The 26,093-nt window shown below is 62.6% G+C and carries 25 protein-coding genes and 1 pseudogene; 13 read left to right on the forward strand and 13 right to left on the reverse strand.

The features are described 5' to 3' along the window. Positions 1–85: 85 nt before the first annotated feature. Positions 86–568: pseudogene (locus tag U5A52_RS40965) on the forward strand (ISNCY family transposase); the annotation flags it as partial. Between the two features lie 51 nt (positions 569–619). Here U5A52_RS40965 and U5A52_RS40970 read toward each other — a convergent pair. The 11 genes from U5A52_RS40970 to U5A52_RS41020 all read right to left on the reverse strand — a co-directional run bounded on the left by U5A52_RS40970 (position 620) and on the right by U5A52_RS41020 (position 9,558). Next, the gene (locus U5A52_RS40970; RefSeq protein WP_321939959.1) at positions 620–1,315 is read right to left on the reverse strand and encodes an RNA polymerase sigma factor; all 696 of its coding nucleotides are present in this window, start codon (positions 1,313–1,315) and stop codon (positions 620–622) included. Between the two features lie 17 nt (positions 1,316–1,332). Further along, entirely contained in the window at positions 1,333–1,665 is a 333-nt protein-coding gene (locus U5A52_RS40975) for a cupredoxin family copper-binding protein (RefSeq protein ID WP_321917375.1), read from the reverse strand. Beyond that, positions 1,662–2,192 carry a DUF4142 domain-containing protein gene (locus U5A52_RS40980; protein WP_321939990.1) on the reverse strand — a complete coding sequence of 177 codons (531 nt, stop codon included), beginning with the start codon at positions 2,190–2,192 and terminating at the stop codon, positions 1,662–1,664. The genes U5A52_RS40975 and U5A52_RS40980 overlap by 4 nt, the downstream gene beginning before the upstream one ends. A gap of 401 nt (positions 2,193–2,593) precedes the next feature. Next, the gene (locus U5A52_RS40985; protein WP_321939960.1) at positions 2,594–2,938 is read right to left on the reverse strand and encodes a hypothetical protein; all 345 of its coding nucleotides are present in this window, start codon (positions 2,936–2,938) and stop codon (positions 2,594–2,596) included. Between the two features lie 582 nt (positions 2,939–3,520). Then, positions 3,521–3,961, reverse strand: a complete 441-nt coding sequence (locus U5A52_RS40990; protein ID WP_321917369.1) for a hypothetical protein — start codon at positions 3,959–3,961, stop codon at positions 3,521–3,523. A 264-nt stretch (positions 3,962–4,225) separates the two neighbouring features. Then, on the reverse strand, positions 4,226–4,582 hold the full coding sequence (locus U5A52_RS40995) for a hypothetical protein (protein WP_321917367.1): 357 nt from the start codon (positions 4,580–4,582) through the stop codon (positions 4,226–4,228). A 181-nt stretch (positions 4,583–4,763) separates the two neighbouring features. Further along, complete coding sequence (locus U5A52_RS41000) at positions 4,764–5,696, reverse strand: hypothetical protein (RefSeq protein WP_321939991.1); 933 nt, start codon at positions 5,694–5,696, stop codon at positions 4,764–4,766. Between the two features lie 109 nt (positions 5,697–5,805). Further along, positions 5,806–7,233, reverse strand: coding sequence for a TolC family protein (locus U5A52_RS41005; protein WP_321939961.1), 1,428 nt, complete (start codon positions 7,231–7,233; stop codon positions 5,806–5,808). A gap of 67 nt (positions 7,234–7,300) precedes the next feature. Beyond that, positions 7,301–8,479 carry an HlyD family secretion protein gene (locus U5A52_RS41010; protein WP_321939962.1) on the reverse strand — a complete coding sequence of 393 codons (1,179 nt, stop codon included), beginning with the start codon at positions 8,477–8,479 and terminating at the stop codon, positions 7,301–7,303. Then, complete coding sequence (locus U5A52_RS41015; RefSeq protein ID WP_321917362.1) at positions 8,480–8,965, reverse strand: DUF3302 domain-containing protein; 486 nt, start codon at positions 8,963–8,965, stop codon at positions 8,480–8,482. Continuing rightward, a complete protein-coding gene (locus tag U5A52_RS41020; protein WP_321917360.1) occupies positions 8,962–9,558 on the reverse strand; it encodes a hypothetical protein in 597 nt (198 codons plus the stop codon). Before U5A52_RS41020 ends, U5A52_RS41015 begins: the two co-directional genes overlap by 4 nt. A gap of 218 nt (positions 9,559–9,776) precedes the next feature. Between U5A52_RS41020 and U5A52_RS41025 the strand changes: the two genes are divergently transcribed. The 5 genes from U5A52_RS41025 (at position 9,777) to U5A52_RS41045 (ending at position 15,500) form a co-directional block, all read left to right on the forward strand. Then, the gene (locus tag U5A52_RS41025) at positions 9,777–10,625 is read left to right on the forward strand and encodes an EAL domain-containing protein (protein WP_321917358.1); all 849 of its coding nucleotides are present in this window, start codon (positions 9,777–9,779) and stop codon (positions 10,623–10,625) included. A gap of 32 nt (positions 10,626–10,657) precedes the next feature. Beyond that, positions 10,658–10,864 (forward strand): hypothetical protein, encoded by a 207-nt coding sequence (locus U5A52_RS41030; RefSeq protein ID WP_321939964.1) that lies wholly within the window; start codon positions 10,658–10,660, stop codon positions 10,862–10,864. Continuing rightward, a complete protein-coding gene (locus U5A52_RS41035) occupies positions 10,865–11,527 on the forward strand; it encodes a response regulator transcription factor (RefSeq protein ID WP_321939967.1) in 663 nt (220 codons plus the stop codon). Beyond that, a complete protein-coding gene (locus tag U5A52_RS41040; RefSeq protein WP_321939969.1) occupies positions 11,524–14,835 on the forward strand; it encodes a hybrid sensor histidine kinase/response regulator in 3,312 nt (1,103 codons plus the stop codon). Before U5A52_RS41035 ends, U5A52_RS41040 begins: the two co-directional genes overlap by 4 nt. 158 nt (positions 14,836–14,993) lie before the next feature. Further along, positions 14,994–15,500 carry a glycine zipper domain-containing protein gene (locus U5A52_RS41045; protein ID WP_321917354.1) on the forward strand — a complete coding sequence of 169 codons (507 nt, stop codon included), beginning with the start codon at positions 14,994–14,996 and terminating at the stop codon, positions 15,498–15,500. Positions 15,501–15,651: 151 nt separating this feature from the next. Here the strand turns inward: U5A52_RS41045 and U5A52_RS41050 are convergent, their stop codons facing one another. After that, entirely contained in the window at positions 15,652–16,557 is a 906-nt protein-coding gene (locus U5A52_RS41050; RefSeq protein ID WP_321939971.1) for a LysR substrate-binding domain-containing protein, read from the reverse strand. A 104-nt stretch (positions 16,558–16,661) separates the two neighbouring features. On the opposite strand from U5A52_RS41050, the gene U5A52_RS41055 reads away from it, so the two are divergent. From U5A52_RS41055 to U5A52_RS41065, 3 genes are read left to right on the forward strand one after another with little or no spacing between them, the layout of a single operon-like run. Further along, complete coding sequence (locus U5A52_RS41055) at positions 16,662–18,143, forward strand: MFS transporter (protein ID WP_321939972.1); 1,482 nt, start codon at positions 16,662–16,664, stop codon at positions 18,141–18,143. Positions 18,144–18,159: 16 nt separating this feature from the next. Further along, on the forward strand, positions 18,160–19,635 hold the full coding sequence (locus tag U5A52_RS41060; protein ID WP_321939974.1) for a CapA family protein: 1,476 nt from the start codon (positions 18,160–18,162) through the stop codon (positions 19,633–19,635). Further along, positions 19,635–20,756 (forward strand): M14 family metallopeptidase, encoded by a 1,122-nt coding sequence (locus U5A52_RS41065; protein WP_321939976.1) that lies wholly within the window; start codon positions 19,635–19,637, stop codon positions 20,754–20,756. The genes U5A52_RS41060 and U5A52_RS41065 overlap by 1 nt, the downstream gene beginning before the upstream one ends. Before the next feature lie 198 nt (positions 20,757–20,954). Here the strand turns inward: U5A52_RS41065 and U5A52_RS41070 are convergent, their stop codons facing one another. Continuing rightward, entirely contained in the window at positions 20,955–21,896 is a 942-nt protein-coding gene (locus U5A52_RS41070; protein WP_321939977.1) for a LysR family transcriptional regulator, read from the reverse strand. 123 nt (positions 21,897–22,019) lie between these two features. Here U5A52_RS41070 and U5A52_RS41075 point away from each other — a divergent pair, with 123 nt between their 5' ends. From U5A52_RS41075 to U5A52_RS41090, 4 genes are all read left to right on the forward strand, one after another. After that, complete coding sequence (locus U5A52_RS41075) at positions 22,020–23,207, forward strand: M20 aminoacylase family protein (RefSeq protein WP_321939979.1); 1,188 nt, start codon at positions 22,020–22,022, stop codon at positions 23,205–23,207. Between the two features lie 101 nt (positions 23,208–23,308). Then, entirely contained in the window at positions 23,309–24,556 is a 1,248-nt protein-coding gene (locus U5A52_RS41080) for a porin (protein WP_321917346.1), read from the forward strand. Between the two features lie 64 nt (positions 24,557–24,620). Beyond that, the gene (locus U5A52_RS41085) at positions 24,621–25,001 is read left to right on the forward strand and encodes a BON domain-containing protein (protein WP_321939980.1); all 381 of its coding nucleotides are present in this window, start codon (positions 24,621–24,623) and stop codon (positions 24,999–25,001) included. 217 nt (positions 25,002–25,218) lie between these two features. Next, positions 25,219–25,986 carry a class II aldolase/adducin family protein gene (locus tag U5A52_RS41090; protein WP_321917342.1) on the forward strand — a complete coding sequence of 256 codons (768 nt, stop codon included), beginning with the start codon at positions 25,219–25,221 and terminating at the stop codon, positions 25,984–25,986. The last annotated feature ends 107 nt before the right edge of the window (positions 25,987–26,093 follow it).

A 26,093-nucleotide genomic window follows, 5' to 3' on the forward strand; every position in this document is an offset into this window, starting at 1 on the left:
CATTAGAAATGTCCGATTCCTGCCCTGGTTGACGCGCACGCTCGCGTGAGGCGTCGACCAGGGGTGAACGATGAACGGACGTGATTTCGAGGCCACGCGTGCGTATCTGGAGCGTCACGGCAAGCCGCTGGCGCTGTACAGCGACCGCGCCAGCGTGTTTCGCAGCGTGAGCGCTGGCAAAACCGGGCGCAGCGTGACGCACTTTGGTCGCGCGATGTACGAGCTGAACATCGAGACGATCTGCGCGAACTCCAGCGCCGCCAAGGGCCGTGTGGAGCGCGCGCACCTGACGCTGCAGGACCGCCTGGTCAAGGAGCTGAGGCTACGTGGCATCAGCACGGTCGCCGACGCCAATGCGTATGCGCCCGCTTTCATGCGGGCCTGTAACGTGCGCTTTGCGAAGCCGCCAAGGAGCACGTTCGATGCGCACCGGCCGTTGCGTGAGGACGAGGATCTGGACGCCCTGCTCACCTGGCGTGAGACGCGGCGCGTGACGAAGTCGCTCACGGTGCAGTACGACCGCGTGATGTACCTGCTCGACGACACGCTGCAGAACCGGAAGCTGGTTCTTTCCCCGGTTAGCGGATGCCAATGCACCGCACTCCTTAGCATTTACACACTACCCTGATCGTCGCAGCCGGGCGAGTACGGCTGCGACGATTCGGTCGCAATTCCGGCCGCCGAACTCGAACAGGTCCGGGCCCAGCCGCTCCAGTTCCTGCACCAACGATTCACGCAACATTTGCCTCGCCCTGAAGTGTCGGCTTCGAACCGTAGCCTCGGCAATGCCCAGGCTCTGTGCCGTTTCCTCGATGCTTAGCTCCTCAACCGACCGGAGCACGAACACCGTTCGAAAGCCCACAGGCAGTGCATCGAGCTTGCGCTCCAGCAGCGCACGGATCTCCGCGCGCGAGGCCGACTGGTCGGGGGCGTAGTCGTCACGCGTGTTCAACGGGTTCATATCGGAAGTCATCTGCTCGTCGTCGGGACAATCCGGCAGCATGGGCACGACGTTCTGGCGGCGAGCCGCACGGCGCATCCTGCCGAGGCATTCGTTGAGCACGAGGCGCGACAACCACGTATAAAGCGCGGCGTCGCCCCGAAATCCGGCGAGCGCCCTGAAGGCCTTCAGATACGCGTCCTGCAACGCGTCTTCCGCTTCGGCGTCGTTGCGCAGCGTGGCGCGGGCAAGCCGGTACAGGCGCCGGTTGTGGCGGCGCATCAATAGCTCGAAAGCCGCGAGATCGCCCGCCATTATGCGGCGCACGATATCCGCATCCGGATCCGTCAATCCGCTCGGATGCACGTCGGCCATTGCAGCGCCTCGCTCTGTCATGGTGTCGGCTCGACGACCAGTGTGCCACGCATCGCTGGATGAAAGCGGCACCCGTACGGGTGACGGCCGGGCTCGCTCATCACATCTCGCCAGGACGCTTCTGGTGCGATGCTGCCTGAGTCGAATGCCTTTGCATCGGTGCTCGCCGTATGTGCCACGAGGTCCCTGTTAACCCACACGACACTGTCCCCCCGCTGCACGGTCAGCGTCGACGGGACGAAGCGCATCTGCTCGATCGTCACGACCCAGGTCTTCGCAACCGCGGGCCCGGCGTCAACCATGCACAGGATAGCCCAGACGCCCGGCAAGATACGTCGTAGGCCGCTCATTGCGCAGTCACCAGCGATGCCTGCACGCGCTTTGCGTGATCCAGATGCGCGACGAACGCAGGCCGGACTTTCACGAGCAGTGCCTTCAGTTCGGCGTTCTTCGCGCTCGGGATCAGGGTCTTGTCGAGTGCGTCGATGACCTGTTCGTGATAGGCAACTTCATGATCGATATACGCACGATCGAACTCTGCACCTTGCAGTGGCTTGAGGGCCGCAATATTGGTTTCACCGCCCTGCTTCAGACTGTCGCTGGTCGGATTGGACTCGGGCGTAACGTGGAGCTTCTGTACGAGGCTGACGGCCGCCTGGTTGACGCTGGTATGGTCGGCGACCATGCGTTCGGCGAACGCCTTGACGTCTTTCGACTGCGTTCTCGATCCGGCGAGCCTGCCGGCATCAATATCGGCCTGGTTCGCCACAACGACGATAGCGGCAATCTGCGGATCGGTCGGGCCAGAACCCTGCGCCAAACCGGTAGCGCTTGCGAGCGCAAGCGCGGCGAGCAACGGCCAGCGGATGCTTTTCATCTGAGTCTCCTGAAGGGGCGGGAAGGTCGCCCGGCGCACAGAGCGCCTGGTCACCGTCCTGCACTCGCGGAAATAGATGTCGCGAGCTGCAAACCTGTTCCCGAATTCGGCGCGATCGAGCTAGACGATTCGACCGGCTGGAATAGAGCGAATCGCGAATCGCTGATTAGGTTCCGAATTCGGGGACAGTCTCATCAGTGAGATCTCTCTCAACTTTTGGTGTCGGTATTGACTTCAGGCTTTACATCACCCGCCGAGGGATTGTCACGTTCGCGGACGCGCGGACAAGAGCGGCAACCAGTCAACGCCGAATAAGGCCCGTCTATACAAATCGGCACACTCGTGGACGAGGGCAAGTCGGCCGGGCGAACGTAGTGCCGTCTACACCCTGGTTCGTGCCTTCAGCCGTCGCTTGATTCTTGCACAAAGGCCACGGCCTCCTCGAACAATTGGTCTAGCGCCTCGAACGCGGGACTTGTCACCGTAAAAGCCAGCCAATGTGGTGATGCCAATTGCCCGAATGGCTGGAACGAGCGGCAACCGGGAGTCAGTAGCAACGCGGCGACAGAGAGTTCAGGGAGCTTGAGGGCAATCAGATTTCCACATACGCAGGCCGCTATGCTCCCGTGCAGCGCAAACGTCGTGCAGCCTGACATTCTGCGCTCGCTGATGCCGTTATATTTGCCCGCTTCAGCCCTTAACGCAACGAGAAGCCGGATATCTTCCTGTTCGTTGGATTCCTTCATGGCACGCCCCTTTTTTTCACTCTCTAAGCGCATACGAAGACTCGAGCATCGCGTCTTGGCGAAGTGCTTCAGCTATACGCGCCACCGGGCAGCGTTATTCCAGCCATGTGTTGGCGCGACCACATTCGGCCTAACGGAACGAGGCCAACGCGGGTTGATGAGTCTGACGAATGTGCGCACGTCGTTGTCCGACGGTCCGGGCCATTTAGCGCTTGGCTAAACGCGCCCACCCGGCGCCTTTACAGGATCGTCCAGCACCTGCAGCTTCAACGGGTCCCTGGAACCACGCGCGAGCGGCAAAGGCGTGTTCGACGGAATAGTTACGTTTGCCACGACAGGCTGTGTGCTTGCGGGTACTAGCCCACGCCTTCGCGTTTTCCTTCGCAAGTCAGGCGGTCGCTGCCACTGCACCGAGGAACGCGTGATGGGCCGCATGGTGCCTCGCGACGACGCCGAGCCCGGCCGCTTTCCGACAACCTGAAGCACTAGCCGTCACGGTGAACGCAACGCCAGGGGTTTGGGACGTCGAACGTCGGCTCCGGCGCAATTACAGTCGTTCGAACCGACGTGGATCCCTGCCAATCAGTGCGATTCAGTCGCCGTCGCTTTGGGTTCAGGCGTGTGGCGAGCGAAAATGTCGATGTACTTTACACAACTACCGTCGTCGGTGAATGCGACCATCGCGAGGTTCTTGCTCGTCACAAGGCCCGAATACTTGCCTTTGCCATCGGCGAGCCTATCCACTTGATTGCCGAACGCTTGCCTGAAACCGTCAGGAGTCAGGCAGAAATCGTGGCTAATCAGCAAATGCAAAGTAGAAGACACAGTCGCATGCCGGCTATAAGCGTTCTTCCAGATTTGCCGGTAAGTAGAATCGATGGAGAAGGCATCACTTCTCTTCTGAAATCCGCGGTATGTAACGAAGACTGTGCCTCCGACCGTGGTGTTGCGCTCCGTTTCATACAGGGGCGCATCGAAACCCTTCGATACAGAATCGAAGTTGTCCGCATCGCCGTCCGACATGAAATGTGAAATTGCCGCGAGGGTTCGCGCTCGCGCTTCAGGAGGCAGCGTACTCGATTGAGGCGTAGGCGGTACAGCGCAGGCGGCGAGACAGAGTGCGCCAGCGGAAACGATGAGTGTGCGTCGCAGAGATGTGAACGACATGGGTCACGAGCCTTGAACAGTCAAACCCCTTCTTACGGCACGTGCGCAGAAAAATTGATATGGAAAGCCAAAAACGTCCGGCTTGCCGCCTTGCTGCGGGCGGCTGTCCGCTCTGAAGCGCTACATCGTGCTCGACGGCGCACTGGGCGCCACCGTCACCCATTCGCGGTTGTCGACTGCAGGCTGGGCTGGCACGCCACATATGAATACGAGATCACGAGCATCGTCCTTTGGCCCCAAACCGCTTTCGAGCCGATCGAATGCGTAGACCACTTGCACAGATTTGCCAGCACAAACCCTCCTGGCAACCTTGAAACAGGTCTTGCTGCTTTCGAGCAGGCCGTGGCAATGAACGCCCCAGCCCACCTGATCATGGGACAACTTGACGGCTTCCAGATTGTGCGCGGGACGAGATGCCGTCGTACAACCGGCGAAAAATACTGCGACTGCCAAGACAGGGAGAATACGGATCTTCATTCAATTCTACCGAAAAATTTTCGTTGACTGCGCTTCACTCCAGGTGCGCCAAAGTTCAACAGACCGGGATGTCCACAATGAAATAAAACCAAGTATTCCTACATGAATTGATCAGCGATTCGATTCATGGAAACTGCAACCGGCCACACTGATTCAACAAACCGCAGTCTGAGATTTGACTTCACCACCGGTAGCCAATGCCAGTCAGGATAACGTCGGTGTCGCGGTCGTAACGCGTCACGACGCGGTTCCACTCGATTCGAGCATCCCACCTGGGGCTAAAGCGCCAGGAGCCGGCAATCGTGACGATTCCAGAGAATTTGCCGGCCCCGGGGCCCGGCGACGCACTGTTTTCGTTCTCGTTGATCGCATAGTAGGCACCCGCCCCGACGCCCAGCGTAACCTTATCGTCGAGAAACACGCGCGTGAGCCATAGCTGACTGGTCACGCCATCGCGCCGGGCGACTTTCGTGCTGCCCTCATGCAGATATCCAAGCGTCCAGTCCACGTTGTCCGTGAGATTGCGCCGATAGTCGATGGCGCCGCCGAATGCGTCCGGCGAACGGGTCGAGTTGACGATAGTCTTGCCGAGATACAGGGCAACCTCGTTGCTGGTCACCTTCTTCGAAGAACTCGCTGCCCAGTCGCGGGGTCCCGGCGCATCCGGTGCGTCCAGTTGATAGGCCACGCCAAGCATCACGCCCATCGAGTCCGGGCCTTGCTGCACATGGACACGGTTCACCTGCAATTGCGTGACCCAGCGGTTGGATGCATACCAGGAAGCGCGTACGCTGTAGACGATGCCCCAACCGTGCACATCCGAATAACTGCCGCCTGGCTCCCCGGTGGTCGTGTCAAAGTAGCGATACGGTCCGAGCCCGGCTTGCAGCACGAGCTGCGGACTGCCTACCGGCACCCTCGCCCAGAACTGGATGAGCTGCCCGTCGCGGTGATGATTCGGGATATGTCCTTCGTTAAGCCACGTGAAGCTTGTCGCCATGGACTTGCCGAGTCCTTCCTGGTAGCTGAAAGCCCAGGTATAGGTGTTGATGCTGCTGGCTCGCGACCCGCCGCCGAGCAGGGAGAATTCCTGCGCTTGCGCCGGCGTTGCCATGGCCAGCCATAGCAGGACGGCCCCGACCGCCACGTTCACAATGCGCGGCACTGCGAATGAACAGCGGAGCCTTCCCCCGCGCATCCCGCGCTCCCCGATCCCTGGGTGCTTACTGCGCGGCATCGCTTTCATGAATCCCGCTCTTCTGCGATTTCGCCGCGAGGCTCGCATCTGGAAAGTCCGGGGACGAGAAGCCGCCCCCCTGCGCGCTCATTTCACCCGCCTCGCGCCAGTCGCCACCCAATGCGAGCACCAGGTCGATACGCGCGTTGAGCTGGTCTGCGCGCGCGCTGAGTAGATCCGCCTCTGAGAGCAGCAGCGTTTGCTGGCTCTTCAACGCGCCGCGCTCATCCGCTGATCCGATTGAGACACGCGCCTCCTCCCGAACCAGCAACGTGTGGCATTCCTCGACACGCGCCTGCAACTCCGCGACCCGCGCCTTGTAACTCGTCTCGGCCTGAAGCCCCGCTTCGACTTCGCTCAGCGCCTCCAGCGCGCGGTTGTCATAGGTGACGATTGCTGCCTTTTGCGCTTCGGTATAGTAATCAGCCCGGGCCTTGAGCTTGCCTCCGGTAAAGATCGGTGCAAGGAATGAAGCGCTCACGCCCTTGACCGGACTGCTCGAGTCCATGAGCGACAGCACGTCGCTTCGGATTCCCGTGATCGCAACGTCGATGGAAACGCTGGGTAATCGCGCGGCCTGCGCCGATTGACGCTGGTCGAACGCCTCCGCAACACGATGCGACGCCGCAATAAGGTCAGGCCGGCGTTCGACGAGGTTCGCAGGTAAGCCCGCAGGTGGCGCGGGCGGCAACGCCGGCAATGACGGCTCGGCCTCGACTTCCCCACCCGGATAGCGGCCTAGCAGCAATTCCAGCGCTTGCGCGGCTCGGACTCTCGCCTGAGTCGCCTTGATGAGGGCATCCTGATTCACTCTCAGCGCGTTGCGCGCTTCCTCGAGCTCCATTTGCGGGGCTGCGCCGATGACCACGCGGTGCCCTTCTATCCCGACAAGCCGCGCCTGAACCTCGACGATCTGCTTGAGCGCGCTCTCGAGTTCCGTACATTTGATGAGTGAAAACCAGGCCTTGGCGGTCGTTGCCGCCACGACCCGCTGTGCCCACACATAATCGGCTTGCGTCGCGGCGCGTTCGGATTGCGCCGCCCGTGACTGCGCGCGGATACGCCCCCAGAGATCGAGTTCCCAGCTCGCGCCAACCGAAACGATCTGCGACTCGGATTCACCCAGCCTGCCCCTCGCGCCCGCGGCTGGAAGCAGCCCGCTGCTCTGCACGGTCGCGAGCGCCTCGGCCTGCTGTACGCGAATCGCGGCAATGGCCAGATCTCCGTTGTGGTCGATCGCTTCGCGCACGAGCCGGTTCAATTGCGCGTCATCGAAGCCGGCGAGCCATCCATCGGCGCGATCTCCGGGCGTGCCACGATTGGCCCATTGGCGCCGGCTGTCGAGCGATGGAACCGCCTGAGCGGCGAGGTCGCTGGTCTTGGGTGGCGTGTCGAGCGCACAAGCAGAAAGCAATCCAAAAGGGATCGCAAGCAGAACTGAACAGGTTTTCTTAAGAATCAACGACGACACAATCATTCCTTCAATGCAGCTTGAGGACGAGATAATTCAGCCTTGAGCTCACCCGTAGAAACACCATACGAATGAGCTGGATCGCCTCACCATGCTGCGTATAGATCGCCCCTGCGCCCAGCGCGCCGACTGGGAGGAGCGGCCACTTCGATGGATCGTCCAGTGCGAGCTTGACGGCGAAGCGATTCGGCGCTGCGGCGACCGAACCGGTGTTGGGAAGCAGACCGCCTTGAGGGAATTGCCCTTGCGACTGCGCCCAGACGATCGAGTCCACTTTCGCCTCGAGAATCTCTCCTGGCATTGTTGGGAGGTACACTTCGGCCACGTCGCCTGGCCGCACGTTGTACAGCTCGTTCTGACCATAGAAGGCAATCAGTTCCTGGTCGTCCTCAACGAAGCTGAACGCAGGCGTCAACGGCAGGGGGACCAGCATCGTGCCGACGCGTACCTGCAGGTTCACGACCCGGCCATCCGCCGGGGCGCGATAAACGGTCTGGGATAGCTCCCACCTGGCGTTGTCGAGCAGGCTCACGGTTTCCGCGCGGTGTGCCCGTGCGGCAGCAATGGCGGCGAACTCACCCTGGCTTTGCGCCGAGAGCTTCGCCTTTGCCTCGCCTTCCTCAGCCTGCGCACTGACCAACTGGCCTTCCAGCTCGCTCTGCCGCGCCATGGCGTCGTCGCGATCGAACTTCGAGCCCGCCCCCGCCGCAAGCAATGCGTCCTGCTCCTTCACTCTTTGCCTCGCGAGCGACAACGAGGCTTGCACGGTGCTCACCTTCCCCGCTTCGCGGCGCACGGACTCCGCAAGCTGCCGGCTCGAAGCGTCGGCTTGCGCAACGGCTGCGTCATCGGCATGCAGTCTTCCCTCCAGTTGCGCGACCGACAATTCATACGGCGTGGGATCGATACGAAGCAGGACATCGCCTTTGCGGTAGTGCCTGTTACCTTCTGCCGGAAGCTCGACAATGCGCCCCTTGACCTGCGGCACGACCTGCAGGACCTTGCCGACCACTCTGACGTCATGCGTCGATGGCGCCATGACGTTGAGGGAAAGAATGATCGTTGCGAGCGCAATGACAGGCAACGTGAATGCGATGACCATGGAGACCGGATTCCACGGCAACCATTTGAACTTGAAGAAGATTAGCCATACGCAGAACGCGTAGATACCCAGAATCAAAACTTCCATCTAAACCTTGTCCTTCTCATTGGCGACGGCACAGACTTGCTCGCGCGCATAAACCGGCGTTGCCGGAGCATCGGCATCTTCCGGTGGCAGTTTGTCTGTGCCGTAGGCCGCCCGGTAAAACACCGGCTTGGTATGCGCCCAGAGCCACGCCAATGGCCAAAGAAGACCGCCAAAGAACAGTGACAGCAGGCACAACGCGTGAATCGCCTCCAATTGCGGATGCTGCTTCTTTCTTGCCACTCTTTCCGGCAAGATATGAAGAACCCAAAATACGTAGATTCCGGCAATCGGTACGACGGCGAGAACCACCCACGAAATGAAATCTGCGGCATGTTCGAGGGTCCCTCGCGAAACCGAGGCGAAAGTTGGCGAACTCAGCGCCAAAAGTGCGACGCCAGCCGCCAGATATCGCCCCGAGCGGGCTAAAGCGTTGACGCTACGCGTACGCTCAGCCCAATATTGCATTTGCTTCGATTCGAATTTCATGGCATCTGCGGCTGCGATAGAGGTTCATAGCTGAGGCGATCCTGGCCGCAATCCGGGTAGCGTCCCATGCATCGATTCGACACGGCGCCCGTGAATACCATCATCGGCACCGCCTCCCTCAGTCCCAGCGTGATCGTCATCACCCCCGCGTTTCCCAGGTCGCTCAGCACCGGGTCAATTCTTGCGCGACCCAGTGGTGCAACTGCAGAACGACTTCCGGTTTCCCGGCGCGAAGCCCGGTCGTCCATGCTTTGCGCCTGCTCTGTATAGAGCAGGTCGTATTTGTCTGGTGCGGTATCGCCATGTTCCCTGGATCGGGCCACCTCCATATTGAAACCGAATCCATAGCCTGCATTCGGGGATATGCGAGCCCATCCGTCGGTGGGAATCGCCTGTGGCTGTGCATGCGCCTGGCTGGCGCCTGCCACGGCCAGTGTCAGCGTGAGTTGATGCGCCGCGGCGCGGATCCTGCCGCTCCACTGCGCGAGATGCCACTGCCGAATAGGGCTGCAAGCGTGGCGGACGCTCGACAGGAGCGCGGCGAGCCGGCCAGTCCGCCTTCGCGAAGCCGCTGAATGATCGTTCCCGTTCATCTAAGTCGTTCCCCTTGCGTTGGGACACACATCGCGAATAGCAATATGTGTGGTGTCAATCGTTCCATCAGGTCGGTAAATTACGCGCCGCGGCATCGCGTCGCTATCACAGGAATCAGAAAGTGCGGGAGCGCCCTTTCTGATTCCTGTGATAGCCCGGAAGATGGGCTCGCCCTATTCTCCCGACGAGATGAAATTCCACACAGGGGAGACGGGGAATGATCAATGGCTTGTGGCGCGAAGCAAAGCGTGCATATTCGTCTGGGGAGCGTCCGACCGGGAACGATGCGCCTGAGTGTGCGAGTAGCGCCTCGGTCGGCAGATCGCTGGTCGAATACCAACCGATCGTTTCCGCGCGATCCGGTGTGTTGACGGGAGCCGAGGCCATTGCCCGGCGCAATGCTGAGCCCGCTGTGCTGGCAGTGCCGGACTTCGAGACCGTCTTCAACGACGGATGTGCCAACCTCGCTCATTGGCAGTGCTGCACGCCCGACAAGGTGGCGCTATGCATCGACATATCGACCGATCAACTTCTCGATGACCGGTTCACCCCTTTGGTTGCGCGCGGTATCCGGCAACATGCCGTTCAGCCCGCCCGAATCAGGTTCGAGATGCGCGAGCCCGCGGCTCGGGACGTCACCGGCAACCTCATTGCTCGACTGTCGGTCCTAAGGCGTATGGGAATTTCCGTCGTTCTCGACGATTTCGGCCTCAAGCATTCGACCCTCACGAGCCTGATTGCATTGCCAGTCAGCGGGCTGAAATTTTCCCGTCGGTTCACGGAGAGTCTTCCGCACGATCCAACATCGGCCGCCATTTTGAAAAGCGTTGTCAGCCTTGCGCGCGACCTCGGAATTTGCGTAGCCGTCGACGGTGTGGAGAACCCCAGCCAACTCGCCTGGCTCGCCCGGTTTGGCGATCTCGACGCACAGGGCAATCTGATCTCGGGACCGCTCTCATCTACCGCGCTTCTTCATTGGCTACTCCGTTCGTCTGGCATATCGGCACCAGCTCGCCGACGCGGTCAATCCGCGAGCAAGGGACTTCTGCGCGCGTCGGCGCGATAGAAGACGGGGCACTTGAAACACCGGCGCGCAGCGTGACATTGTTCCCGAAAGTGCGGGAAAACCCGCATTCAGGTAAACTAAAAAAATCGTCACATGGCAATGAAGCGATATTTCCCAGCCTGGGTATCGACCCTTATTTGGTTGATATGTCTACTTCGTCTCAGATCGCATTTGATGCTTATGCGGTCTTAATCACCATTTTTACCGGACAGAGTGTTATCTGCACGGCCATCATGTAGATGACTCATCCACTACAACATAAAACCTTATCGGCAGCGATTGCCGACGATCACCCGATGGTCCGTCTCGCGATCAGAGATGTACTCAGTACCATCGGTTTTCAAGTCGTTGAGCTATGCGAGTCCGGCAACGCGCTCTATGAAGCACTCGAACGGCAACGCTTCGATCTCGTCGTGACCGATTTTTCGATGGAGCGCGCACCGGGCAGCGAAGACGGTCTCCGCCTGATCCAGCGTCTGCGCGGCCGTCATCCCGATACACCCGTTGTCGTTTTCACGATGCTCACTAACAGCGGTCTGCTGGCCTGTATCAAGGCGGAAGGCGTGGCTGGCATTGTCGGCAAATCCGAAGACCCGGAAATTCTGAAACGAATCTGTCTGAACGCGGTATCGGGCAGCGCTGGCCCGCATCTTTCTCCGGCCGTTGCGAACAGGATCCTCAGCGCGGGTGGACGCCCCGGTGCAAATGCGTGCAATTTGTCTCCCAAGGAAATCGAAGTCGTGCGCATGTTCGCGAACGGCGACTCGCTTACGAGCATCGCGGCCTCCTTTCATCGATCGCTCGCGACGATCGCGGCCCAGAAGCGCTCCGCCATGCAGAAGCTGAATATCGCCAACAACGCCGACCTGATCACCTATGCGCGTGACCATGGTCTCGTATGACGAAGAAGACGACACCTCGACGCGATGAATCACCCCTGCGCACCTTCGATTCCGTCGAGAAAAACCTGCAGCGCGAAAGACGTGTCTTTTCAATCGTTGTGGCCCTGCTCGCGCTATGCACACTCGCCTGTGCGGCGGTGGCGATCGCCGTACGGCTGAACGCCTCGCTGCGCGCACAGGAACAACTCGCACGACTTTATGAGCAAAGCGTGGTGGATGCGGTGCTTGAGCGCCGCAGTGCCCTCACGGCTTCCAACCTCGTACTTGGCCTGCGCGCCAACGATCCCTTCCATCCTGACTCCGGAGATCGTGCGAACAGTGTGTGCGTGCGCGTTTCGCCGTCATCGCGCCAGGACGCTGTGCTTCGGCAGAGCTGCGACGAGGCGGTGCGCATCCTGCTCGCGGCGGGGCAGATGCCAGCTATCGAAATGATTTCGGTTGCTGACGGGGCAGCGTACCGATACGTCACCCCTTATTCGGCGCGATCGCGCGACGAACCGAGGTATTCGTCGACGCAGACTTCGATGATCGTGGACGCAGTGCTCAATCAGTACCGCGCCGCGAGAATCGATCTGCTGGAGGCGGCGCGGGAAAAACGTGTCGTCTGGCTAACGATACCTTCTGGGCAATCACGGGATAGACCGGACATGATCGGCGCGTCCCTGATCGCGAAAGGCAACCGGATCTATGCCGTTGCACTAACACGCATCGCGCTGAGAGATTTGCTCCAGCCGGCAAGAGAGGGGTTGGCCGTTCCGGATGCGATTCTCTTTGACCGCTTTGACGCTCCATTGGCCAGTTCCGGAGATGAGGTCAATGCCGGACTGCTCGACCACAAGCTGCAGGGCCGTCAGGACGGTGTATTTCACTGGATTCCCGGTTATGGCTGGGCGCTTCGGCTCACACCGCTGACTGCCGACTTCGGCCGCCTCGTCTTCGTGCTCCCGCCCGGGCAACAGTTGCAGAAAATGGCCGGCGAGTTGCAGTTGATCGGCGCCGTAACGGCAGTGGTCCTCACTCTCCTTTTCGCCATGTACCGCCACTGGAACTACCGCTTCCTCGCGGTGACGTACGAGGAAGCTTCGCGGGCGCTCGAGAGCGAAATGCTCAACCATCTTCTCGTGCATGCGAACCCCGTAGGGTTGTGCATCGTGCGGCGCGAAACGCTGGAAATCATCGTTTCAAACCAGATTGCGCGCGAGGTTCTGGGCATTTCGCCGGGAGAAACGCGCCTGCCTCATGGTCTGCGCGCCGTGTTCGACGCGCATTTCGGCGCGCAGACGCCGAGCGCGAGCGAATCCGGCATAGTCCAGATGCCATTTACCCTGAAGCTGGCAGACGGTGATCCGGTTCACCTCGAGATCACCTATGCGCCTGCCGAAGTCAGGCAGGAGCCGGTGCTGTTTTGTGCGATCGTAGACATGACCGAGCACCACCACTCGAAGCAGTTGTTGCGGCAAGCCAAGCTCGCCAGCGATGCAGCCGCGAAAGCGAAACTCGCATTCTTTGCATCGATGAGCCACGAATTAAGAACGCCGCTTTCCTCGCTGGTGGGAAATATCGAATTGCTTGCTTTGGGGAAACTGGATGCCGGACAAAGAGAACGCGTTCGCGCGATGCAGGTTTCGTCAGACGGTCTGTTGCAGGTGGTCAACGACGTACTCGATTTTTCGAAAATCGATGTTGGCGCATTGAGTATTGAAGAAACGCCTGGGTCACTCGCCGACCTGCTGCACGGGATCGCGGCGTCGCACGCACGCGAGGCGGCCAAGCGCGGGCTGACCTTGCACGCCGTTCTCGATCGGCGCATTCCCGCTGAGCTCTATTTCGACGCGGTGCGCGTGTCGCAAATCATCAACAATCTGCTGAATAATGCGCTGAAGTTCACGCACACCGGCAAGGTGGTGCTGCGTGCGCGATGGTCGAATGACGGCGTTGCCATCGAGATTTCGGATACCGGCGTCGGGATTCCCGAGGACCAGCGCGATCGTCTTTTCCAACCGTTCTCGCAGGCGGCAGCACACCGCCTGGGCAATGCACGGGGCACCGGGCTGGGTCTCTCGATCTGCGCGAAACTCTGCGAACTCATGGGCGGACGGATCAAGCTTGACAGCATGACGGGAGTAGGCACGCGCGTCACGGTGAACCTGCCCCTCAGGGCTTCCGATGCCGGCAGCGACGCCGATACATTCGCGAGCGCGCCAGTCCCCCGAACTGCGATTTTATTTCGCGCACCTGAGCATTATGAAACGCTGCTGAACCATCTCGACTGGACGGGCAGTCCGCCCGCGGCCATACGGGACACCTGCGAGCCGCTCGACAGCGAGGCATTCGAATGCCTCGTTGTTACCGAAGAATTTTCTCCAGACGACGTTGTTCGCTGGTGGCCAGCGCCAGCCTCGATCGTTTGGGTAAAGCAGCAGGGTCCGCTAATCGCCTCGATACGGCCGGACGAAGGCCACGATGTCTCGATATACAGTCGCGCAGGATTTCAGGCTGCGCTGCTGGGCGCGATATCGGGTGGTCCGCTGCCTGGACCGTTCATCGATGCGTGCGTCGGCCAGGCGCCCGAGAAACCGCTAAAGGGCCTGCGCGTCTTGATCGCCGAAGACAATGTCTTGAACCGTAGCCTGCTTCGCGATCAACTTTCCGTCTTGGGCGCCAGCGTGCTCCAGGCGAACAATGGTTACGAGGCATTGAGGACACTATCGAACAGTCGTGTCGATGCTGTGCTGACCGATATCGATATGCCCGATATGAACGGGTTCGAACTGCTTCGCGAGATGAATACGCTCGCTCTGGATATCCCGGTTTACGCGATCAGCGCAAGCACGCGGCATACGGTTGTTTCTGAGGCGCGCGCAATGGGCTTCGCAGACTATCTTACGAAACCCGTCTCGCTCGCGGTCCTCGCTTCGATACGCAATGGCATCGTTTCAAAGGAAAAGGCGTTTCATCGCCCGTCACCCGAAAGCGAGATTCCAGACATTCCGCGCGTGCCATCAGCCTATGCAAGCGCTTTTCTGGAGCAAGCCGAAAGCGATCTTGAAACACTGGAAAGCGTCATTGCCGAGCGCAACGTTCCACAACTCGAGCGAACGTTGCACCGAACCTCGGGCACGCTCGCCGTTCTCGAGCGTTCAGAACTGCTCGCCCTCTGCGAAGAGTTGCGTCAATACCTCGCGGAAGTGGGAAGCTGGAATGCCGAAATCGAAGACCAGGCCGCGTTCGTCCTGCAGGAACTCGCGCGCATGTGCGAATGGGTAGGGCGAAGCGATATCGATTCCAGATCAACTGAGGCGACGTAGCTGGCACTTTCCAACTTCTATGATTGTGGCCATTGCCGGGAAGACGCAATATGGTCATGACAGCCGCAGCGATCAACAGCGGATCTGTCGTTTCACTTCATGTGGATTCTCCCTTTTCGCCCGCCTTCGTGCGGGCGACTTTTTCCCGCAAGTCACTTATGAGCAAACGTCGACAATTCATGTTCGCCGCGCAGGCTGCGTTCGCACTGGCGTCCGTTATCGCGCCAGCCGTGGCCGAAATTGCGCAGGCGCAGGTCGTGTACCCGAAGCCCGTGATTTATCCCGCAAGGGGGCAGTCACCCTACCAGCAGTCGAACGACGACGCGGCCTGCTATAGCTGGGCGAGGCAGCAAAGCGGCGTCGATCCCGCATTCGCGGCGACGGTGCCCGCGCCCGTCGTGGTGCCGGGCGGTCAGCGTGTGGTCGGCGCAGCGCGCGGTGCGGCGGCGGGCAGCGTAGCCGGGGCAATTGCCGGCGACGCCGGCAAAGGGGCCGCGGCGGGGGCCGCGATCGGCGCAATGGCCGGTGGAATGGAACGGCGTCAGGAACGCCGTGGGATAGCCGCGTACAACGCACAGGCCCAGGCGAACAACGAGTACGCAATGTCTTCTTATTGGCACGCATGGCGTGCCTGCATGACGGGCCGGGGCTATACGGTTGAATAGCGCGTCGCGCGCCGCGATCGCACGCAGGTTGGTAGCGAATGCAAAGCGGCCCAGTTGGGCCGCTTCGTCCCGAGCATCTACGACTGCAGATCGCTGTACTCGACAGAATCCAGTTGCCGCCTCGGCGCGCGTGCGCTGCCACGACCCCCACTCAAAGCGCCGTCCACTCGCTCTGCGCAACCTCACGAATACAACGGATAAAGTACGCCGCGGCACGCGTAAGCAAGCTGTTCTCACGCACGAGAAGGCTCATGCTCAGGCGCGGCAGATTGGCCGCCAGCGGCAACGCCGTAAAGCGCTGGCGCAGTTCGGGCATGCCGATGGCAAAGAGCGACCAGAAGAACACCACGTCGTTGGCCATCGCCAGGCTGTGAAAAAGCGCCTGTGAAGTGCAACGCGTCACGCGCGGCGGCGGCGTGAGCCCCTCCCGCGCAAACAGCTCCACGAGAAAGCTCGGGAAGCGCTCGGTGAGATCGGTGTGAATCCACTCGGCGTGATGCAGTTCCGCCAGCGACCGGGCGTGCGCAAGCGGACTTTCGCGGTGCACCGCGAGTGAGGTCGGCAGCGAAAAGAGTTCCTCATGCTCCACGGGCACGCCACCGGCGCTGCCCGTGGCGGCGCCCACGGCGAAGTCGAGGCTGCCGCTGCGAAGCTGGGTAACGAGCTGATCCGAGGTGTATTCGATGAAATCCACCTTCACTTCCGGCCACGCCTGGCGAAAGCGCGCAAAGGCGCGCGGCACGATGGTCAGCCCGGCCAGTGGCGTGACGCCGATCGCCAGTTCCCCGTCGCGACGGCCCTTGAGCTGGTTGATCTCCTCCTGCGCCCGGCGCACCTCGCGCACGATCAGGCGTGCCCGCGCCAGCAACGCCTGCCCCTCGACGGTGAGCACGACGCCGCGTGCCTGGCGCGTCACGAGCAGGATGCCGAGTTCCGCTTCGAGGTCTTTGATCGCCTTGGTAATGGCTGGCTGCGTGAGGTGCAGGTCCCGGGCGGCCCCGTGAAAACTGCCCTGGTCGGCCACTGCGACCAGCGCGATGAGTTGGTGATGCTTCAAGAGCGGCCGCCTTCACTGATAAACATTGGTAATCATTATAAGAAATTTTTGATTGTTGTTTGATATTGGCTCCCGCAGAGTGCGGTCACCTGAAGAGGATGGCCATGCACCGCATCGCTCAGGCACGCCGGTTTGGCGCCCAGCGCCGGGACCTTTGTCACACGTTTCACCGCAACCGCACGCCCATGAAGAAGCACCCTGCCGAAGCCCACTCCGCCGGCGCCGGCCCGCTGGCCGCCCCCTGCGCCGTGCACACAGAGACAGCCGATCCGATCGTGCTCGATCACACCACGTCGTTGCCACCGCAACCAGGTGCCAGCGAATCGAGCCCAGGCGGCGGCCGCCGATACATCGTCGTCGCGCTGCTCATGATCGTCATGGTCATCGCGGTGCTCGACAAATCGATCTTCGCCTTCGCCGGTCCGCAGATCATCGACGAGCTTAAGCTCACGCCCGCGCAGTTCGGCTCGATTGGCAGCGCCTTCTTCGTGCTGTACTCGATTTCCGGGCTGCTGGTGGGCTTCGCCGCGAACCGGCTGCCCACGCGGTACATCCTCGCCGCGATGTCACTGGTCTGGATGGCCGCGCAACTGCTCACGGCGCGCAGCAGCGGCTTCGCCATGCTGGTTGGCAGCCGCATGCTGCTCGGTGCGGGCTGCGGGCCGGGTACGGCCGTCACTCAGCACGCGTGTTTCAAGTGGTACGCACCGCGCGAGCGTGTCGTGCCGGCGGCGCTGATCCAGGTCGCGATCATGCTCGGCGCCATCGCCGGCGCGCTCATGTTGCCGCTCGTGATCCAGCGCTTCGGCTGGCGCGCCGGTTATTTGATGCTGGCCGGCGTGAGCCTCGTCTGGCTGCTCGTGTGGATGGCCTATGGCCGCGAAGGCACGTACGACGATGCGGCGCAAACGAGCGCCGCCGCCACCGCCCCTTACCCGCGCCTGCTGCTCAATCGCAGCTTCGTGCTGGTGACGCTCGCGGGCTTCTGCAGCTATCTGCCCACGGCGCTGATTTATAGCTGGGTGCCGGTCTATCTCCAGCGCGGACTTGGGCTCGCGCCCATCCAGTCGGGCTACGTGGTGATGGCCGCGACGCTCGGCGTCATCGTGCTCAATCTCGTGGTCTCCACCGCTTCGCAGCGCGCGCTCACGCGCGGCGCAAGCGTGCGGCGCGCACTGGTCGCGCCGCCCATGCTCGCCTGCCTGCTGGGCGGCATCGCCATGGCCGTGCTTGGCTTCGGCTCGCCGAGCCGGGCCGGCACGCTCGCCCTCTTCCTGCTCGGCAGCATCCTCGTCAACTTGCTGCCCGCCTTTGCCAACAGCATCGTCGCGTTTTTCGCGCCGAGCCGGCAGCGCGGCAGCCTGCTCGCCATCCATATCGGCCTCATGACGAGCGCGGGCATGGTCGCGCCGCTGCTGGTCGGCCGCGCCGTCGAGCATGCGGGCGGCCTGATCGCGCCGGGCTTCGAACTCGTGATCGGCGGCTTTGGCCTCGCCCTCGTCGCGAGCGGCCTGCTGGGCCTGGCGCTGATCGATCCCGAGCGTACGCGCTCGCACCTTCTCAACTGCGATACCCAACCGCGCTGATGCGCACTCCAACAATATGACTCTGCACCAACGCATCAAGGCGCCCCAGCAGCGCCCCGCCTCCCTCGAGCTACAGGCCAGCTGGCGCGAAGCCGACGTGGACGACGGCTTCACCGTCGTCGCCGTGGGCGACATCATCATCACGCACGCGATCAGCGCCAAGCTCGCGCGCAAATCGCCCGAGTTGCTCGCGATCCTCTCCCGCGGCGACGTCGTCGTCGGCAACTACGAAGGCTCGGCGATCGACCTCAAAACCTTCGACGGACACCCGGAAGCGCAGTCCGGCTTCGCCTGGCTCACGAGCGACCCCGAGTGCCCGGCGGACCTCGCCTCCATCGGCTTCAACCTGATGGCGCGCGCGAACAATCACGCGCTGGACTGGGGCGTGGCGGGCATGAACATGACCGACGGCCTCCTCGACGACGCGGGCATCGTTCACGCCGGCACCGGCGCGAGCCTCGCGGCCGCGCGCGCGCCGGCGTTCCTGAACACGGACAAGGCGCGCGTGGCGCTGATTTCCTACGCCACCACCTTCGAACGCAACGCGCCCGCCAACGACGGCCTCGGCGCCGTCGCGCCGCGCCCAGGCCTGAACCCGCTGCGCACGACCGCACACCGTCTCGTCAGCGCGGAGGATTTCGCGGTGCTCAAGCGCCTGAACGATCAGGAAGCCTTCCAGGACCACTTCCTCCTCAAGGCGCTGCACGGCCAGCACAGCGTGCACCTGGGCATGGCGCTGCACTATCGCGTCGATCCCGAAGCGGCCCCGGGGTCGCTGCGCATCGTCCACGAGTGCGACAAGCGCGACCAGGCCGACATCGAACGCAACCTGCGGCAGGCCAAGCAGACCAGCGATTTCACGATCGTCGCCCAGCACACGCACGAGCCGGACAACTTCACCACCGAAGTCCCCAGCTATTTGCCGGCGCTCGCGCGCAAGCTGGTGGACGGCGGCGCCGACATGCTGTGCGGCCACGGCCCGCACCAGCTGCGCGGCATCGAAATCTACAACGGCAAGCCGCTGCTGTACTCGCTCGGCAACTTCTGCTTCATGGACAACAGCCAGCAGATCGTGCCGCGCGACGAATGGGAGGAGATCGAATGGATGGCCGCCGAGGCTATCGTCGGTCCCAAGGGCGTCACCAACCCCAAGGTCGGCACGCCTGCGGAATTCCTCGAGTGGAAGCGCGTGGTCGGCATCTTCTCCGAGCCGATCTGGTTCGAGAGTGTCGTGGCCGAATGCCGGTTCAACGCCGACGGCCGCCTCAAGGCGCTCCTGCTTCACCCGATCGAACTCGGCTTTGGCGGCCGCGACGCCGAGCGCGGCATTCCGCGCCTCGCGTTCGACACGGTGGAGAACAACGGCCAGGCGCGCCGCATCCTCGAGCGGCTGCAGACGCTTTCCAGCGAGTTCGGCACGCAAATCGAGATCGACACGGTAACGATCGGCGAACGCACGAGCAGCGTCGGCCGCGTGCGCGTGGGTGGCTGATGCGCGCGATCCTGGACCCCGGCAGTTTCTCGCTCAGCTACGCTCAGGCGCGCAAACGCTTTCTCGCCGCCTGCGCGCAAGCCGGCCTCGCGGTGCAACACCACATTCACCCCATGGTCGGCCGTGACGGCGAGGAACTCGCCATCGACGTCGCGCGCATGGGCGCACCCGATGCGGCCAACCTGCTCGTGATCAGCAGCGGTTGCCACGGCATAGAGGGGTTCTGCGGCTCGGGCGTGCAGCTCGATCTGCTGCGCGACGCCGACTGGCTGCAGCGCTGCAAACGCGACGACCTGGCGGTGCTTTACATCCACGCGCTCAATCCCTATGGGTTTTCGTGGGAGCGCCGCGTGACGCACGAGAACGTCGACCTCAATCGCAATTTCCGCGACTTCGGTGCATCGTCCACTCAGAACAGCGCCTATCGCGAGATCGCCTCGCTGCTCGTGCCGCGCCGCTGTCCTCCCACGCTGACGAGCACGCTCGGCCTGCTCGGGTATGCGTTGCGGCATGGCCGGCGCAAACTTCAAACGGCCATTTCCGCTGGCCAGCAGGTCGACCCTCAAGGGCTCTTCTACGTGGGCAATGCGCCGACGTGGAGCCATCTGCGCATTCGCGAGATCCTGCGCGAGCATGCTCGACAGTGCCGCCGCATCGCCTGGATCGACGTGCATACCGGCCTCGGCCCTGCAGGCGTTGGCGAGCGCATTTACAAGGGACAGCAAGATGCGGCCTCGATCGCGCGCGCCCGGCAATGGTGGGGCGATGTGACGAGCAGTGAGGAAGGAAACTCCAGTTCGACCGTCGTTGGCGGAACGCTGGATCTCGCCGTGATGAGCGAGTGCCCGCAGGCCGAGTACAACGGGCTCACGCTCGAATACGGCACGCTGCCCGGACGCCAGGTGCTGGAGGCCCTGCGCGCGGAGCAGTGGCTCTACCAGCATCCCGGGACCGATATCGAGCGCTCGCAGGCCATCAAGCAACGGCTGCGCGCGGCCTTCTATGTCGAGACCGACGACTGGAAACGCACCGTGCTCGCCCAGGCGCGCGAGGTGCTGGACCAGAGCCTCGCGGGACTCGGCACGCCCCTGCCGCAGGCACGAGCGCAAGCGGCTGGATAAACGCGCGAGGTTGGCGGCGCGCGGGGCTGAGACCTCGCCGCCGCCGGTTTTGCGCCCCCATCTTTTCCGAACGGCCGGCAGCCCCTGCGCATAGCAGCGGGCTGCTTTCACGTCTTCACGTCTTCAAGCGCCGGATACATCCGGCCCGCTAAACGGCGCCCTCTTTCTCGAACCGCATCGCCATGCTCCGCTGCGCGCTCAATCGGCGGATGCGAAACCGCCCGTGCGCGGTTGACCCATGCGTTGCGCGGTAACGTCGAGGATGCAGTCGACGAAGTATTCGGCGGGACGCGTAAGCTGCGCCTCGGGCGCGGAAAACAAATAAAGCTGCAACGAGGGCGGTCGCTCCTCCACCTTCAATTCGACAAACGCGCGGCCCAGTTCGGCCTCTTCGAGCGAATGCCGCGTCCACGCGAACACCGCGTCGGAGCGCACCGTGAGGCCGTAAAAAAGGCCGTAGGACGTGCAACGCGTGACTCGCCGCGGCGGTTCGAGCCCGGCGCGCTCGAACATCGCGTGAATGTAGCCCGGATAGTTGTCGGTGACGTCGGTATGGATCCACTCGGCGTCCTGCAACTGAGCCAGCGAAGAAGCCCGCGCGAACGGGCCGTTCGCGCGCGTGACGAAGACTGCATCGAACGCAAGCAGCGCCTTGACCTGTGCGCCATCTTCCCCCGGATTCACCGGATTCACGGGAAACGCCGCAAATGCCAGATCGACTGCGCGATTACGTAGTTGCTCGCGCAACTGGTTCAGGCCTAGCTCGACGAATTCGATCGTGACATGCGGCCAGCGCCGGCGGAATTCGACAAACGCCTCGGCAAGCCCGGCAGTGCCGGCAATCGGCGACACCCCAATCACGAGCCGCCCTTCGCGCCGCCCCTTCATGTGGGCGAGATCCTCTTCGGCGCGCTCCATTTCGCGCACGACCGTGCGCGCACGTTGCAGCAGTGCAACACCCTCCGGTGTTGGGACCACACCCCATGGATTGCGCTCGAACAGGCGCACGCCGAATTCGTCTTCCAGTTCGCGGATCGCTTTTGTCACAGCGGGTTGCGTGACATGAAGGCGGTATGCCGCGCCCTTGAGCGTGCCCGTTGCGGCGACTTCAACGAGCGCGCGAAGCTGGTGAATTTTCATGATGCGGGGGATATTACCATTGGTAATAGACATTCCAATTATTGTTTTTTTATTTCGTCCGATCGTCCTTAGGCTCTGCGTCTGAATGCCGTCGCACTGAACGGCTACGGGGGAATCGATCTCATGACGCAGCACTACGCCACCCTGCTCGCGGCCCTTCGCGAGTCGGAACCGCAGTTCATCTCAATCCGCCGCGACATCCACGCGCATCCCGAACTGGGCTTCGCGGAAACCCGCACCGCCGCCATCGTCGCGGAGCAACTCGCGCAGTGGGGCTATGAGGTCACGACGGGAATCGGTGGCACAGGCGTGGTCGGGCGGCTCAAGCGCGGCAATGCCAGCCGTGCAATCGGGCTGCGCGCCGACATGGACGCCCTGCCGATCGAGGAAGCGACCGGCCTGCCCTACGCCAGCACCGTCGCCCAGACGATGCACGCCTGCGGCCATGACGGCCACACGGCGATCCTGCTTGCCGCCGCCCATCATCTCGCGACGCAAGGACAGTTCGACGGCACGCTGAACCTGATTTTCCAGCCCGCCGAAGAGGGGCTCGGCGGCGCCACGCGCATGATCGAGGACGGCCTCTTCACGCGCTTTCCCTGCGATCAGGTGTTCGCGCTGCACAACGCGCCCGGCCTGCCGGTGGGTCAGTTCGCGGTCCGCCACGGCTGCATGATGGCCTCGTCGGACAGCGTGACGGTCACCGTCACGGGCCGCGGCGGCCACGGTGCGATGCCGCATCTCGCGAGCGATCCGGTCGTTGCGGCCGCAAGCATCGTGATGGCGCTGCAAACCATCGTCGCGCGCAACGTGGAGCCCACGCGCGCGGCCGTCGTTACCGTCGGTTCGATCGAGGGCGGCAAGGCCGGCAACGTGATACCGGAGACCGTCACGTTGCAGCTTTCCGTGCGCGCGCTCGACAGCGAGACGCGCAGCACGCTCGAAGCGCGCATTCGCAGCATTGCCGGGTTGCAGGCGCAGTCGTACGGCGTCACCGCAACGGTGGATTACCGCGCGATCTCGCGTCCGCTCGTCAACGACCGCGCGGCCACCGACCTCGCCATCGAGACCATCGAGGCGCTCGCGGGCAAGGCGGCGTTGACCATGCTGCCCGAGGCCATCATGGGCAGCGAGGACTTCTCGTGGATGTCCGAACACCTGCCGGGCTGCTACGTGCTGCTCGGCAACGGCACCGGCCAGACAGGCGGCTGCCTCGTCCACAACCCGGCTTACGACTTCAACGACGCGGCGCTCAGCTGGGGCGCGGCGTGGTTCGTCGCGCTGACCGAGCGCTATTTGCGCGCTGAATGACCCCCAACCAGTCCGGCGGCGGAACGCGAATCCGTCACTTCTCGCCGCGCGCGTGACCACCGCCACTTTTGCAGTTTCTGACCAACCCAAAGAGCCTATAAATGTCAGCAAGCAGCCTTCGGCCCCATTCCGCCGCACACAATACGGGACCCCACTCGAAACCGACGCGCTTCGCGCTCGCCGCGCGCCGCGCCGGCATGGCTGCCGCGCTTTGCGCCGCGAGCCAGGCCGCTTCGGCGCAGATGCCGTCGAACCTGTTCTTCACCGACTACTTCCAGGGCGTGCCGTACGCGAGCACGGGCGCCTATACGCCGGGCATCTCGCTCTATGGCGTCGTGGACAACGCGATCGGCTTCACGAAGGGCGCGCAGACCGCGTTCGTGCAGCAAAGCGGCGGCGAGTGGACCTCGAAGTTCGGCATGTATGGGGTCGAGGACCTCGGCGGCGGCTACCGCGTGCGCTTCGCCCTTGAAAACGGCTTCGATGCATCGAACGGGTCGCTCGGCACGTCGAACACCATGTTCAACCGTGAAGCGTGGATCGCGCTCGGCTCGGCGAAAACGGGCGAGGTGAAGTTCGGTTTGCAGGACGCCGTTGGCGTGCCGCTGTTCATCGACGTGTTCGGCGAGGTGCTGTCGGTTTCGACGGTCGCCTATCTGGCCGGCTGGACCTATGACCTCGGCCCAGGCGCCAGCTACCAGCCCCTGCACATCTCGAACGCGGTGAGCTACTCGTCGCCGTGGTATGGCCCGTTCAATGCCCAGGCGCTGATCCAGATGCACAGCGCGGACTCGACCGCGCCGACGCTGACCAACCGCTCCATCGCCGTGAACTACTTTGACGGCCATCTGTTCGGCACGGTCAGCTATTTCGGCAACTACGCGGTGAACGGGCTCAATCCGTCGCAATACGTGCGCACCGACAACATCTCGGGCGGCCTGCTGTACGACGCCGGTCACTACGTGCTTTCCGCGGGCTACAGCTTCCTCGCGCCGCGTCTTGAAGGCGATCGTGTGTCGTCGACGTATACGCTCGGCGCCATCTACCGCTACCTGAAGCGCAACGACTTCCGCGCCGAAGTGGTGTATCGCACCGTTGGCGGCTGGGTCGACCACTCGTACGGCGTGACGCTCGGCTACGACTACAACCTCTCCAAACGCACGGCGCTCTATGTGCGCGGCTCGGTGATCCACAATATCGGCACCGCGCCCACCTATAGCCACTACCCGTATCCGTACACGCAGCAGCCTACGCTCGACAACGTGAGCAACGCCTATTCGACCTCGAACGGAACGCAGTTTTACAAGACGCCGCACGTCGTGCTGATCGGCATGTATCACAAGTTCTAAGCGTGCTCACGCACGACGATTCGAGCACCACGACACATGATCCATTGACTTGGGGAGAAACGACATGACGATTCGCCATTCCGTGCGGCTTGCCGCCGCCCTGCTGGTCGCCGTTTGCGCGAGTGTGCATGCGCAAGGCGGCAGCGCCGCCTCGAGCGCTTCCGCCGCGACAGCGGCGCCCGTTGCGGCCGCGTCCGCGCCAACCGACAAGCAGCTCGCTGCAAACGTGCGCCAGGCGCTGCGCGCCGCGCGCAAGCAGGGACTGAAGTCGACCTATATCCGCGTGCGCGCGCATGACGGCGTTGTCACGCTGAGCGGCGTGGTCGCGAACGAGAATCAGATCTCGCTCGCCACTTCGGTGGCGCAGGGCGTGAGCGGCGTGCGCACCGTGAACAGCAAGATCGAAGTCCGCGGCAGCGCGGGCGCGCCCATGGGCAACCAGTAAGCGCCTCGATGCGCGGCGCATGGCGCCGCGCATCGTTTCAGGCATTGAGCATTTCAGCGCTTCAGAGCATGAGCGGCTTGTCGACTAGCCGACAGTTGCTGCGCCCGATTTGAGCGATCATTCGTCTACGCCTGCGCTGCGTGCCGTGCCCGGACAGGATGTACGGCCATGGGGCGTCACCGAAGCTGTTCAGACCGATTGATTGAGGAGACTCGATATGGCCGCATCTGATCTCAGCCTGAAGCATGCCGTAACCGCCGCCGAATGGGACGCGCGCGTCAATCTCGCGGCGGCGTACCGTTTGACCGCGCTGTTCGGATGGGACGACCTCGTGTTTACCCATATCTCCGCGCGCGTACCCGGACCCGAGCACCATTTCCTGATCAACCCATACGGGATGATGTTCGACGAGATCACCGCGTCTTCGCTCGTCAAGATCGACCTGGCAGGCCGCAAGGTGTCCGACTCGCCGTACGACATCAATCCGGCCGGCTTCACGATTCACAGCGCAGTGCACGAGGCGCGCGACGACGCGCTGTGCGTGATGCACACGCATTCGGTCAACGGCGTGGCCGTATCGGCCCAGGAAGCGGGACTGCTGCCCCTCTCCCAGCAGTCGCTTGGCGTGCTCGCCTCGCTCGGCTATCACGACTACGAAGGCATCGCCCTCAACGAAGAGGAGAAGCCCCGGCTGGTGCGCGACCTCGGCAACAACACCAATCTGATGCTGCGCAACCACGGGCTCCTGACCGTTGGCGCTACGCCGGCGGACGCGTTCGTCGCGATGTACTTCTTCGAAGCGGCGTGCATGATTCAGGTCCGCGCACAGGCGGGGGGCTCGAAGCTTCGGCCGATCGCCCAGCCGATTCTCGACGGCATCCGGCAGCAGATCGCCACCGTGACGCGGGGTGTCAGCCCGGGCGCGCTCGCCTGGCCTGGGCTGCTTCGCCGGCTCGACCGGCACAATCCCGGATACGCGGCATAGTGCCCATGAGCCGGGGGCGGGCGCATCGTCACACGAATGCGTTAAGCCCTCACGACGATGGCGCGAGGCGTGCAAGACACCACGGCAATGATGCTAAACATTTGGCT

Source organism: Paraburkholderia sp. J8-2 (assembly GCF_905220195.1).
In the GTDB taxonomy this organism is placed as follows: domain Bacteria; phylum Pseudomonadota; class Gammaproteobacteria; order Burkholderiales; family Burkholderiaceae; genus Paraburkholderia.